Below are 11601 nucleotides of genomic sequence, written 5' to 3' on the forward strand. Positions count from 1 at the left end.
CCTAGTGTTATCACGGGACATACTCTATCTAGTCTCAGGTCGTGGCTATGCGGGCGACCGGAGAGCACCACGATGCCAAAGCTAGCATGTGAGAGCTGCGGACGAGAGATTACCTTCGACAGGGACGGCCAGGAGTCCCGCGCACCGATGCGGTACTGCCCGCGCTGTGGCGAGGAGTTCCCGCCACGCGAGGAGTGGGAGGCCGGCACGGCGATTTATTCGTACGCCTCGAACTCCCGGCCGAAGGCGACGAAGTACGCGACGCCGACCAGCCCGACAACTGTCGCGACGCCGAAGGCCAGTTCCGGACCGGCCTGTAGCACCACGGGACCAATGGAGATAGCCCACTCACTGCCGTAGAGCCACCCGCCGAGCGCGGCACTGGGGATGACCAGCGTGTTCCGAAGGAGGTAGTACGTCCCGGTGACGCGGCCGCCGGTGTCCTGTTCCGCCGGGCCGACAATGAGGGCTTTGTGGGCGGGCAAGCCGGCAAAACGGAGGCCCGAAAACGCGAACAACAGCACCAGCACCCACTGGTCATCCGGTGCGAAGATGAGCAGGAGCGGGAAGACGGCGTAGACGAGAAAGCCCAGCGCGACGGCGGGCTTGAGGCCGGCCCATTCGGTGAGTTTTGCGACGGGAGCCATCGAGAGAATGGCGACGACCATCTCGACGCCGAGCAGGACACCGAAGAAGGCGTCGGGCCGCAGTTGCACACCGAAGCCGGTGAACCCCACAGAGAGGAACTCGGTGACGACGATGACGAAGAAGACGTACACCATGCCGTTAGCGAAGCGGACGAACGTATCGGCGACCAGCAGCGGGCGAAGCGTCGCCGGCATCGTCCGCAGGTCGGCAAGTATCTGGTCGATGCCCTCGAAGGACTTTCCGAGCGTATCCTCGCTGGCGTCGTAGAGGAAGTGCTGAGCGACAGTGGCGACGAGACCACAGGCCAGGGCGACCAGTAGCACGCGCTGGAAGCCGTCAACGAAGGTCGCAGTCGTCGCGAGCAGCGCCGCGGCGGCGAGCGGTCCAAGCAGGAAGCCGATGCGGCGGAACACCTCCGTGCTGGCGAACCCCATCGCCAGTCGCTGTGGTGGAACGCTCTGCTTGACGATGGCGAAGGTCGCGCCAAGCCCGAAGGACTTCCAGGCCTGTGCGAGAAAGAGGCCGACGAAGACGAGCGTCCAGGCCGGTAGCGTCGTCGCGCCGAGCGTGATATCGCCGATGACCGAGGCGAGATACCAGACCCCGAAACCGACCGTCGCCAGCGTCGCGAAGGCGGTCAGCGCCAGCCGCGAGCCGATGCGGTCCGACACCGCGCCCCCGGGATAGGGATACACCGCGCTGATGAGATTCCCAACGCTGCCGTACAGACCGATAACGCCGGCACTGGCCCCCAGAATCCGCATGTACTCGGGAATATACCGGCTGGTCATCTGGAACGCGAGGCTAAACGCCAGCATGGACAGCGACAGGACGAGCACGTCCCGCTCCAGCGCGAAGAACTGTCGGAAGGTGTTGAGCAGGTCCACATCCTCGTCGGTCCCTGTCTCAGTTGCCATTATCGGAGTGCAGTTTCCCCACCAACTTAACGCTCGAAGAAGGGGCAATCGGCCGTACTGTCTCGCCGGAGTCCCTGTTCAGTACGGCAGGACGAACAGCACGACAGCCAGGAATGGCGTGAGTGCGAGCAACATCGCGATGGCGTATCCGAACATCTCACGGGCCTTGATGCGGGTGATTGCGAGCAGCGGCAGCGCCCAGAAGGGGTTCAGGAGGTTCGTGTGGGCGTCACCAACGGCGTATGCCATCGTCGCCTGCCCGGCCGGGACACCGAGGTTCTGCGCGGCTTCGAGAACCGGCGGTCCGAGAATGATCCACTCACCGCCGCCGGACGGCGCGAAGATGTTGACCGTCGCGCCAGTGAGCCAGGCGATGACTGGGAACGTCTGGGTCGTCGAAACCGAGATAAGCGCGTTGGCCATCAGCTGCGCCAGTCCAGAGGTGGCCATCATCCCCTGAATGCCGGCAAAAAACGGAAAAAGCAGCACGATGCCCGACGCGGCAGTCGCCGCCTCGCCGAACTTCTCTCTGTAGGTCTGTGGGTCCATGTAGATGAAGATGCCAATCGTCAGGAAGCCGAAGTTGACGATGTTCAGCCCGAGCGCATCGATACCGGTCTGGACGAACTGCGAGGCGACGAGTGCGATGCCGGTCAAGCCGATAATCCCGCCGAGAACGCGACTGTGGTTGAGACGCTCGGCTGGGACCGGATTGGTGGCGGCAGTCGCTTCCACGCCGCCGTCGCTCGCGGACTCGAACAGGTCGTCTTCGGGGATGTAATTCGTGATACCGCGCGCCTGGTCGCCGGTCGGCGTGATGACGTAGAGGACGACGAGCGCGTAGGCTATCGACAGGCCAGTTAGAATGAGGCCGTAGGGGTGGAAGATGGTCTCCGAGGCGGAGACGACAACGTCGATGACGCCCTGCTGGATGAACTCGTTGCCCTCCGTCGCAAGCAAGAGCGGCGCGGACCCGGACAGCCCCCAGTGCCAGGTGAGGCCGAGGCCGAGATAGCCCGCGACACAGAGGACCGGATAGTGGACGTCGATGCCGTTCTCGTGGGCGGTCTTGCCCATCTCACGGGCGAAGATCGCGCCGAGGATGAGACTCAGTCCCCAGTGTACCCAGCCAAGCAGCATCGTCAACAGACCGACGAGGACGACCGCCTGCTTTCCGGTGCTGGGAATCTCTGTCAGCCGGCGGATGCCGGCGTTGACACGCGGGTGGTACGCGACAACGAAGCCCGTCATCAGGATGAGCACCATCTGCATCGAGAACGTCAAGAAGGCCCAGAACCCGTCGTACCAGAACTGGACCATCTCGATTGGGCCGGAGCCAGTGAGACCGACGCCGGCCAGAAACACGACGTAGCTGAGGATGAGTGCGAACAGGAACGGGCTCGGCATCCACCGTTCCACCCACGCAGAGAGTCGATAGCCGATACGTTCGAGGGAAGTTTCACCTGTGTTACTAGCCGACATACTGTTGCCACCTCCTCGCGAATATATCATAAATGTTTGCTACTATTCTGTCAGTTCTCCGCTAATCACCGCTGTGCAGCCACAGTCCTGTGGCGCGATTTCGACGACCGGACCGATCCTGACAGATGATTTTATTTCGGGCCCGAGGCAAGCCAGCGTATGACATACAAAGTCGTCGTCTCTGACACTAAAGTGATGGACGGGGAGACACGGGCGGCGGTGCTGGACGCGGTTGACGCGACCGTCGAAACGATAGCAGCGAAAGAGCCGGCGGCCGTCGCACGCGCAGTGAAAGACGCTGACGCGGTAATCGTCGACGCCGGCACGCAGGTCACGGCCGAAGTCATCGACGCCGCCGACTCGCTCAAAGTGGTGGGCCGGGCCGGCATCGGCGTGGACAACATCGACGTGCAGGCAGCGGTCGAGGCCGGCGTGTCGGTCGTCAACGTCCCGGAGTACTCTGTGGAGGAGGTGTCGACCCATACGTTCGCGCTCGTGCTCGCTTGCCTGCGGAAGATACCCACGTTCGACCGCTCGGTCAAGCGCGGCGAGTGGGAGTGGGCTGTCGGACAGCCGATCCGTCGCCTTGCCGGCAGCACCGTCGGTCTCGTCGCCTTCGGCAAGCTCGCCAGCCGGTTCGCCGCGAAGCTCCGGGGGTTCGACGTTGATGTCATCGCATACGACCCGTACGCGCCCGAGTACCGGATGGGAGACCTCGACGTTGAGTCGGTCACCTTCGAGACGCTGTTGAGCGATTCCGATATCGTCTCGCTGCACGCCCCCCTGACCGACGAGACTCGGGGAATGATCGACGCGGACGCGCTTGACCGGATGCGCGACGACGCGCTGCTCGTGAACACGGCCAGGGGCGGGCTTGTCGACGAGACAGCGCTGTACGACGCACTCGTCAGCAGTGATCTCGGCGGGGCCGGACTGGACGTTCGCGAGGCGGAACCGCCCGGCGACTCGCCGCTGCACGACCTCGACAGCGTCGTCTGTACCCCCCACGTCGCGTGGTACTCCGAGGAGTCCCGGGTCGAACTGACACAAACCGTGACCGAAGACGTCATCCGGGTACTGCGCGGCGAGGCGCCCGAGAATCCCATCGACCTCGAAACCGGCTGGTTCTGATGGGCTCGGCGAACGAGACAGCTCAGGTGTCAGCAGCGTCGAGGAGTTCGATCATGAGCTCAGCAGCTTCGACCGCTGACTCACCGAAAACGTAGGTTATCGGCTCGATGCCGAACGCGCCGCCGTGGTAGATAACACGGGGGACGTCGCCGCGTTCGCGGAAAGTGGCTTCGAGCCGTTCGTCCCGATCCTCGTAGCCGGCGTCGAACTCCAGCGGCTCGATACCCCGTCTCCGGGCGGCATCGAGGAACGCTTCATCGGTCGTCAGATTGAGCGCCGCTCGACACGAGGGGTCGACCGCCATCGCAGCCAGTATCGTCCCCGCGACGTGTTCCGACGCGCCGAACTCGGGGTTCGATGGGACGTTGACCCGCCCTCGCAGGTCGTGAATCCGGCCGGGAACCGCCGCCACGTCGAGCGCGTCTGCAGCGTCCGGCAGCGCCATGCCGACGTTCATCCCCACGTTCGGGATGGCGTCGACGATGATATCGCTGTTCGCCAGCAGTCGCGTGGCTCGCCGGACCGACGACAGCACGGCTCGCTCCGCCTGTACTGCGGTGTCTGTCCCCCGAACGCATAGGTCACAGCCCATCCCCTGCAGGGCCGGCATCTCCTCCTCGTGGACCGCACAGATGGGACCGCGGTCCTCGAACTCCCGCACCAGAGCGAGCAGTTCGCCCAGCACCGCGAACTCGTCCATCTCGCCTGCGGCCAGCCCATCGGCGATGCGCTCGATGGTCTGTTGCATCCGGGCGTCCTCCCGGAACCGCTCCTCGATGGTGACCGAACCGCTGCCGTATTTACTCACTGCGGCCTGTGTCACGCCGAGCTGGTCGGCGATCTCCTGCTGGGTCCAGCCCTCCTCGTCGAGCCTCGTGGCGAGCATCGCCCGAGCCGTCGGGAGAAATCGCTCGACCACGATCTCACTCGGTAACTGCAGTGTCATTACCGGAAGTGAGTGCGTAGTTCGTTTAGCAGTTGGGACTACGAACGCTGTCGGTCGACTACGCCACTGTGGGTGCAAGCAGCCAGAACGGCCCCGAGACACCCAAACCCCGCAGTTGCTGTGCGCATCGTTCTCTCCAGCGAGTACAACTTGGTTGTATTAGCAGGATATAATACGTCGGAGTTTGTTGTATTGGCTACCAATGGCATTCAGCGACCACCTGCTCGACATCGGTGAGGACATCTGGGACGCACAGAAGGACCACCCGTTCGTTCGCGAACTGGCCGACGGGACGCTCGACGAGGCGGCATTCAAACACTGGGTGAAACAGGACTACCGATACCTGCAAGACTACGCACGGTTGTTCGCGCTCGCTGGGGCGACGGCCGGCGACGAGTCGACGATGACACACCTGCTCGGGGTCGCCCACCAGGTGCTCGACACCGAGATGGACCTGCATCGGGAGTTCGCATCGGACTACGGCATTTCGCGGCGCGAGCTGGAGTCGACCGAGAAGGCTCCGACGTGTCTGTCGTACACGAACTTCCTCGTTCGGACGGCCTACGAGGGACACGAGGCGGAGATCGCCGCCGCGCTGTACCCCTGTATGCAGGGCTACCTCGACGTGGCCGAACACATGGCTGACCTGGCCGACGGCGAACACCGGTACACGCCGTTCATCGAGATGTACACCAGCGACGACTTCCGGGAGGCGACGGGGTGGTGTCGGGCGTACGTCGACCGCTGTGGCGAGCGCTATCCCGGCCAACACGATGCCATGGAAGACGCGTTCCGCACGAGCGCGAAACTCGAACATCGGTTCTGGGAGATGGCCTACACGCAGGAGGGGTGGGAGCTATGACAGGCGAGACGTACGCGGCGTACGCCGAACACACAGACGAGCCCCGGTTTACTGACTGGCTCCGGGAACAGAGTCAGCCGGACTGGGACGCCGCTGTCGAGCACCGATTTGTCAAGGAACTCGGGGCCGGAACGCTCGACGAAGACGCGTTCGCCGAGTATCTGGTACAGGACTACGCGTTCGTCGACGAACTCGTCGGCACATTCGGCCACGCGGTCGGACAGGCACCGGATATGGCCGCCAAGCGGCAGCTTGTGGAGTTCCTCGATACCGTGACCGACGAGGAAGACGACTACTTCGAGCGCTCCTTTGCTGCGCTGGGTGTCGCGGACGAGCGCTGGCAGGACCCGGAGCCGACGGATGCAACGGCGGCGTTCATCGACCTACCGGGTCGCGCTGCCCGAGAAGGCGGATACGCAGAGACGCTGGCCGTCCTCGTTCCGGCAGAGTGGATATACGAGTCGTGGGCGACGGCGGCTGCCACGGCCCACGGTGACCCGGACAGCGATGGGCTTCCCAGCGCGGGGATGGGACTGCCGTTCTACTTCGCCGAGTGGGTCGACCTCCACGCCGTCGACTCCTTCGTCGCGTTCGTCGACTGGCTCCGGGGCGAACTCGACGCCATCGGACCGACACTTTCGCCCCACCGGGAAGCCCGCGTCGCGTCGTTGTTCGACCGCACGGTCATGCTCGAACGACAGTTCTTCGAGACGGCCTACGAGAAGCCCCAAGCAACAGTCGACAGCGAGGTGAGTCCGTAGATGGTCTCCTCCGCTGTCGTTCTCGGCCTGACCGCGGCGACCGTCCTCGTGTTCACGGGCGTCGGCCTCTTCGCCGCACGCGGCCGCATCGATTCGGTTGAGACGTACATCTCTGCTCGTGACTCAGCCGGCAGCGGAACCCTCGCTGCGACGGTCATCGCGTCGATGATGGGCGTCTGGATTCTGCTGAGTCCGGCAGAGGCCGGGGCCGCGTTCGGCGGACTCCCCGCCGTGCTGGGCTACGCCATCGGCAGCGCGATTCCCCTCGTCCTCTTTATCCCGGTCGGCGCTCGCATCCGCGAGGTGATGCCCGCGGGCCACTCGCTGACGGAGTTCGCCTACGCCCGCTTCGGGTCCGGAATGTACCTGCTCGTCCTGCTGGTCTCAGTGTTCTACATGTTCATCTTCCTCGCCGCGGAGATGACTGGCATCGCTGGCGCGCTCGCGCTCGTCGCAGATGTGCCGCTCTGGCAGACCTCGCTGCTCATCGGCGGCTTCGTCCTCGTCTACACGACCTACGGCGGCCTGCTTGCCAGCATCGTCACCGACACCGTCCAGACGCTGGTCATCCTCCCGCTTCTGGCCGTCGGCTTCGCCGGTGCGCTCCTCTCACTTGGTGGCACGAGCGAGTTCCACGCGACGGTGGTGTCGGCGGACCCGACACTGCTCGACCCGACGTTCGGTCCTGGTCTGCAGTTCGGGCTGTACGTGGCCTTCGCGCTTCTGGGCGCGAATATGCTGAATCAGGGCGTCTGGCAGCGGGTGTACGCCGCCGACGGGGATGGCGCCTTGCGGCGTGGGATGGGAATCGCCGCCATCGTCGTCGTCCCGATGCTCCTGCTCGCCGGTCTGTTCGGTATCGCAGCCGCGGGGCTGGGCCTCACTGAGTCCGGCTCCGCCAGCATCGCCTTCTTCCTCGTGGTAGCGGAGGCGTTCCCGACGTGGGTGACCCTCGCCATCGTCGTCCTCGCTGTGTTGCTGGTGATGAGTTCGGCCGATACCATGTTCAACGCTATCGCCAGCGTCGTCACGGCTGACCTCGCTCGACTGCTCGACGACCCCGACCAGCGGACCCTGTGGCTCGGCGGCCGTGGGCTGACAGTCGCTGTCGCGCTCGCCGCGATGTTCATCGGCGCACAGGGGTACAGCGTCCTCCAGTTGTTCCTGACTGCCGACCTGCTGGCCGCTGGCGTCTTCGTGCCCTTCCTCGCCGGTCTCTACACCGAGCGGCTCACCGGTCCGGGCGCGGTAGTCTCGGGCATCGCGGGGCTACTCGTCGGGTTCACCTACTTCCCGTCGCTCCGTGGCCTCGTCAGCGCCATACCAGGCGTCGGGAGTATGCTGCCAGCGCCGTCGTTCCTCATTGCCTTCGCCGGTGCAACGCTCGTCTCGGCCGCTCTCACCGTCGCGGCGACAGTTCTGGGCGGGGCCGACGCCGACCTCGACGCACTCGGCCGGGAAGTCCGTGCGCTCGACGATCCGGTGGCCGACGGAGGGTCAGAGCAATGACTCTGCCGGCTATCGTCCCTCTTGCCGCACTCGGGTCAACAGCGTTCGCGGCGCTGGCCTGGGGGTCGATTCTGCTCGTGCTCGGGGTCTTTCTCGCCGTCGGCTGGCTGGTCCTGACCGAGTAGCCCGACGGCCGGAAGAGCCTGGACAGAAAGTGGTTCGCGGTAACAGTACACATACTTATCATGATGGGTGGCGGACATCTCGTATGCAGACCTTCGTGCTCGCGACGAACTCCGAGACAGTCAGCCAGACACTGTGTTCGTATCTCGAAGGCGTCCTCGACCCGGACGACAGCGTCTACGCGGTCAACTCACAGCGCGGTGGTGACAGCACGTCATCGACAGCGGTCGCCGACGGGAAAGCCGCACTCGAAGTCGTCTCGGACCGACTGGGCGACCAGGTGTCCGTCGAGACCTACCAGATAATCCGGGGGAACAGCCCGGCTGCGGACATCTTCGACATCGCCGAGGAAGTCGATGCCGACGAACTCGTCATCGGCGTCCGCAAGCGGAGCCAAACCGACCGGCTCATCTTCGGCAGCGTCGCCCAGGACATCATGCGGCAGTCGGACTATCCGATGCGGGTCGTGCCACGAGACTGAGCAGCCACTGGCCGCTGACAACCGACCGCAAAGAAACCGAAAACTGAGTAGCCGGGTTATTCGGCCGACTCGTAGTCGTCGAAAGCGTCGATTTCGACGCCTTCGTCGGTGATTTCGGCAAGCACGACGCCGTTGCCGGACCCGGTGTCACGCTCGGCCGCGGCGTTGACGGCTCGGATCGCAAGACCGCGGGCCTCGTCGAGGGTCATCTCGGGGTCGTACTGCCCCTCGATGGTCCCCGTTGCGACCATCGTCCCGGAGCCGGTGACGGTGTAGTCGTCTTCGAGCACACCACCGGCTGGGTCGACGCTGTAGACGTGGCTGCCCTCTTCGTCGACGCCACCGACGATGGGGTTGATGGCGAAGTACGGGCCGCCGCGAGCGAAGTTGCCCGCAAGCGTCGCCAGCGCGTGGATCGAGAGCGGTTCGTCGCGGCGGACCTCGTAGAGGTCGGCCTCGGCGCGAAGCGAGCGGATGAACGACTGGGCCCCGCCGACGCTGCCGACCAGCGTCATCGCGGCCGTCGGGTGGATCTGCTCGACCTTCTGGACCTGCTTGTTCGAGACGAAGCGGCCACCGAGAGAGGCACGCCGGTCCGTCGCAATGATGACGCCGTTCTCCGTCGAGAGACCGACGGTTGTCGTGCCGGTCTTGACGACGTTCTCCTCGTCGCGCCCGCCGTCCTCGTTCGGCAGTGTGCCGACTTCGGGTTCGTAGGCATCAGTCAGTCGGTTCTCGGGGTCGTGCATTATTCCTCACCTCCGAGTTCGAACTCTTCAAGCCGCTCGGCGATGTCGTCCTCGGCGAGCTTTTCGAACTGTTCGCTTTCCACATCGATGGTGGCGATGTCGACACCGGTCGCGTCGAGGCCGTCCTCGTTGACCGAGGCCAGCGCCCGGAGCGCGAGTTCGATGCCGCCTTCGAGGTCCATCCCCTCGGCGTACTCCTCTTCGAGGAACGACTGGATGTCCTCGCGGGAGCCGCCGATGGCGACGGCCTGCCACTCGTAGGGCGTCCCCGATGGGTCCGTCTCGAAGAGGCGCGGTTCGCCGTCCTCGATACCGGCGACCAGCAGCGCGACACCGAACGGGCGTGCGCCGCCGGTCTGAGTGTACTGCTGGATGTAATCCGTGATCTCCTTGGTCAGGGACTCGACGGAGGCCGGCTCGTCGTAGCGCAGGCGGTTGACCTGTGACTGCCGGCGCGCCACGTCGATAAGCTGGCGTGCGTCGGCCACGTGACCCGCGCTAGCGACACCGACGTGGGAATCGATCTCGTGGATCTTCTCGATGCTGTCGCGCTCGATGAGCGGCGACCGGGCGTGGCGGTCGGCGGCGATGACCACGCCGTCTTCGGTGCGGACCCCCACGCTGGCGGTTCCGCGCTTGACGGCTTCTCGTGCGTACTCGACCTGATAGAGGCGTCCGTCCGGGGAGAAGATGGTAATCCCGCGGTCGTAGGCCTGTTGTTCGTTTCCTTGCATAATGTATCGTGTTGTTGTTCACCTGAGGTTAGGGTTGCTCTTATATAACCGTATCGCGGGCCGCTGCCCTCAGAACAGCGGCAGGTCGCCGGTGACGCGGTCCACCAGCTCGTCCTCGGCGGGGCCGACGGCGAGTGCCGTAACAGTCCCCGGATCGAGCTGTGTGTGGCCGGCGTCCCGGACGACCGCATGCGGCAGGCCTTCGCGCTCGGCCACGTCTGCGAGTTCGAACAGCTCGGACTCGCTGGTGGCCTTCAGGACGACTTTCTTCTGCCCCGCGCCCTTCCAGGCTTTCCGGGGTTTCGGGCCGGCGTCCTCGTAGGCCGACAGCGAGGCGTGGGCAACCTGGGCGGCGAGCTTGCCCTCGCCCATGCCGATGTCGGCCCGCGCGACGATAGCCTGCTTCATACGATTACATGGCCACCCGTACTTAAACTCCCGTCGGACTCCCTCCACGGTTGCACATACCACAGAGTACATACGCCGTGGCCGAGCACACCCCGGAGATGCCCTCCGCCATCCGGACATTCCTCTTGCGACCGGGGTCGTTCTTCGAACAGCGGCGTGAGCGGCTGAACGGGTACCGTGGCGGTGCCTTCGCTCTTGGGATCGCCGTCGCCGTAACAGCCATTCTCGGAATCTCGCTGCGGCTGTTCGCCACACAGTTCACCGGCACTGTCGAGCGAGACAACCCCGCACGGCCGCCGGACCAGATGTGCGAAGACGGCGGCGTCGGCGGAATAACCGTTTCCGGCTGTGACGAACCGGCAACGCAAACTGTCGAAGTCGGGTCGCTCATCTGGGACTATGCGAGTGAGGTCCTTCCGGGGCTGTTCGTCGGTTTCATCATCGTCTGGATCGGATTGATGCTCAGTTTGTATGTCGGCGCAAAGCTAGCCGGTGGCTTCGGCCGGTTCGGCGAGACAGCGGAGATCACTGCCTGGGGACTGCTGCCCTCCGTGGTCGGCGTTGCCGCAGGCGGTGCTGCACTCGTCTTTTTCGCTGCCAATACCGATCTCTCCGCATCTTCGCCGGAACTGCTGCCCGAACAGGTTCGGCGTCTCCAGAACGGCCTTTCGGGGCTCGTCTTTCTCGCGATACAGGTTGGGACCGCAGCCTGGCAGGCGTACGTCTGGGCCGGCGGCCTCAGAGTCGTTCACGAGATCAGCAGGTACGCGGCGGTCGCCATCGCTGTCATCGTTGCGACGCTTCCCGTGATCGCCTCATAAGAATCGGGGAGTTTAGGCTTCCGGCCGCA

At 64.6% G+C, this 11601-nt stretch carries 13 protein-coding genes; 7 read left to right on the plus strand and 6 right to left on the minus strand.

The features are described 5' to 3' along the window. Positions 1 to 215 precede the first annotated feature (215 nt). Together IEY38_RS00470 and IEY38_RS00475 are read right to left on the minus strand one after the other, a co-directional pair. On the minus strand, positions 216 to 1565 hold the full coding sequence (locus tag IEY38_RS00470; RefSeq protein ID WP_188974498.1) for an MFS transporter: 1350 nt from the start codon (positions 1563 to 1565) through the stop codon (positions 216 to 218). Positions 1566 to 1643: 78 nt separating this feature from the next. Beyond that, a complete protein-coding gene (locus IEY38_RS00475; RefSeq protein ID WP_188974499.1) occupies positions 1644 to 3047 on the minus strand; it encodes a short-chain fatty acid transporter in 1404 nt (467 codons plus the stop codon). A 159-nt stretch (positions 3048 to 3206) separates the two neighbouring features. Here IEY38_RS00475 and IEY38_RS00480 point away from each other — a divergent pair, with 159 nt between their 5' ends. Beyond that, entirely contained in the window at positions 3207 to 4178 is a 972-nt protein-coding gene (locus tag IEY38_RS00480; RefSeq protein ID WP_188974500.1) for a C-terminal binding protein, read from the plus strand. A gap of 22 nt (positions 4179 to 4200) precedes the next feature. On the opposite strand, the gene IEY38_RS00485 is transcribed toward IEY38_RS00480, so the two are convergent. After that, positions 4201 to 5124, minus strand: coding sequence for a thiamine-phosphate synthase family protein (locus IEY38_RS00485; protein ID WP_188974501.1), 924 nt, complete (start codon positions 5122 to 5124; stop codon positions 4201 to 4203). A 202-nt stretch (positions 5125 to 5326) separates the two neighbouring features. On the opposite strand from IEY38_RS00485, the gene tenA reads away from it, so the two are divergent. The 5 genes from tenA (at position 5327) to IEY38_RS00505 (ending at position 8860) form a co-directional block, all read left to right on the plus strand. Beyond that, positions 5327 to 5986 (plus strand): thiaminase II, encoded by a 660-nt coding sequence (gene tenA, locus IEY38_RS00490; protein ID WP_188974502.1) that lies wholly within the window; start codon positions 5327 to 5329, stop codon positions 5984 to 5986. Further along, positions 5983 to 6747, plus strand: a complete 765-nt coding sequence (locus IEY38_RS00495) for a TenA family protein (RefSeq protein ID WP_188974503.1) — start codon at positions 5983 to 5985, stop codon at positions 6745 to 6747. Before tenA ends, IEY38_RS00495 begins: the two co-directional genes overlap by 4 nt. Next, positions 6748 to 8256: a sodium:solute symporter family protein gene (locus IEY38_RS00500; RefSeq protein WP_188974504.1), complete on the plus strand. Its 1509-nt coding sequence runs from the start codon at positions 6748 to 6750 to the stop codon at positions 8254 to 8256. After that, a complete protein-coding gene (locus IEY38_RS21585) occupies positions 8253 to 8381 on the plus strand; it encodes a hypothetical protein (RefSeq protein ID WP_268238725.1) in 129 nt (42 codons plus the stop codon). The genes IEY38_RS00500 and IEY38_RS21585 overlap by 4 nt, the downstream gene beginning before the upstream one ends. Before the next feature lie 83 nt (positions 8382 to 8464). Further along, entirely contained in the window at positions 8465 to 8860 is a 396-nt protein-coding gene (locus IEY38_RS00505; protein WP_188974505.1) for a universal stress protein, read from the plus strand. Positions 8861 to 8916: 56 nt separating this feature from the next. On the opposite strand, the gene psmB is transcribed toward IEY38_RS00505, so the two are convergent. The 3 genes from psmB to pth2 all read right to left on the minus strand — a co-directional run bounded on the left by psmB (position 8917) and on the right by pth2 (position 10751). Then, on the minus strand, positions 8917 to 9609 hold the full coding sequence (gene psmB / locus IEY38_RS00510; RefSeq protein ID WP_188974506.1) for an archaeal proteasome endopeptidase complex subunit beta: 693 nt from the start codon (positions 9607 to 9609) through the stop codon (positions 8917 to 8919). Beyond that, positions 9609 to 10343, minus strand: a complete 735-nt coding sequence (psmA, locus tag IEY38_RS00515; protein WP_004957832.1) for an archaeal proteasome endopeptidase complex subunit alpha — start codon at positions 10341 to 10343, stop codon at positions 9609 to 9611. The genes psmB and psmA overlap by 1 nt, the downstream gene beginning before the upstream one ends. 69 nt (positions 10344 to 10412) lie before the next feature. Continuing rightward, positions 10413 to 10751 carry a peptidyl-tRNA hydrolase Pth2 gene (gene pth2 / locus IEY38_RS00520; protein ID WP_004591375.1) on the minus strand — a complete coding sequence of 113 codons (339 nt, stop codon included), beginning with the start codon at positions 10749 to 10751 and terminating at the stop codon, positions 10413 to 10415. 98 nt (positions 10752 to 10849) lie between these two features. On the opposite strand from pth2, the gene IEY38_RS00525 reads away from it, so the two are divergent. Next, positions 10850 to 11572: a YIP1 family protein gene (locus tag IEY38_RS00525; RefSeq protein WP_229775189.1), complete on the plus strand. Its 723-nt coding sequence runs from the start codon at positions 10850 to 10852 to the stop codon at positions 11570 to 11572. The last annotated feature ends 29 nt before the right edge of the window (positions 11573 to 11601 follow it).

Origin of the sequence: Haloarcula sebkhae, from assembly GCF_014647415.1 — an archaeon.
Classification (GTDB): Archaea; Halobacteriota; Halobacteria; order Halobacteriales; family Haloarculaceae; genus Haloarcula; species Haloarcula sebkhae.

Coding starts and splice junctions, on each gene's coding strand:
- IEY38_RS00470 (WP_188974498.1), bottom strand. CDS start 1,565: ATGGCAACTGAGACAGGGACCGACGAGGATGTGGACCTGCTCAACACC.
- IEY38_RS00475 (WP_188974499.1), bottom strand. CDS start 3,047: ATGTCGGCTAGTAACACAGGTGAAACTTCCCTCGAACGTATCGGCTAT.
- IEY38_RS00480 (WP_188974500.1), top strand. CDS start 3,207: ATGACATACAAAGTCGTCGTCTCTGACACTAAAGTGATGGACGGGGAG.
- IEY38_RS00485 (WP_188974501.1), bottom strand. CDS start 5,124: ATGACACTGCAGTTACCGAGTGAGATCGTGGTCGAGCGATTTCTCCCG.
- tenA (WP_188974502.1), top strand. CDS start 5,327: ATGGCATTCAGCGACCACCTGCTCGACATCGGTGAGGACATCTGGGAC.
- IEY38_RS00495 (WP_188974503.1), top strand. CDS start 5,983: ATGACAGGCGAGACGTACGCGGCGTACGCCGAACACACAGACGAGCCC.
- IEY38_RS00500 (WP_188974504.1), top strand. CDS start 6,748: ATGGTCTCCTCCGCTGTCGTTCTCGGCCTGACCGCGGCGACCGTCCTC.
- IEY38_RS21585 (WP_268238725.1), top strand. CDS start 8,253: ATGACTCTGCCGGCTATCGTCCCTCTTGCCGCACTCGGGTCAACAGCG.
- IEY38_RS00505 (WP_188974505.1), top strand. CDS start 8,465: ATGCAGACCTTCGTGCTCGCGACGAACTCCGAGACAGTCAGCCAGACA.
- psmB (WP_188974506.1), bottom strand. CDS start 9,609: ATGCACGACCCCGAGAACCGACTGACTGATGCCTACGAACCCGAAGTC.
- psmA (WP_004957832.1), bottom strand. CDS start 10,343: ATGCAAGGAAACGAACAACAGGCCTACGACCGCGGGATTACCATCTTC.
- pth2 (WP_004591375.1), bottom strand. CDS start 10,751: ATGAAGCAGGCTATCGTCGCGCGGGCCGACATCGGCATGGGCGAGGGC.
- IEY38_RS00525 (WP_229775189.1), top strand. CDS start 10,850: ATGCCCTCCGCCATCCGGACATTCCTCTTGCGACCGGGGTCGTTCTTC.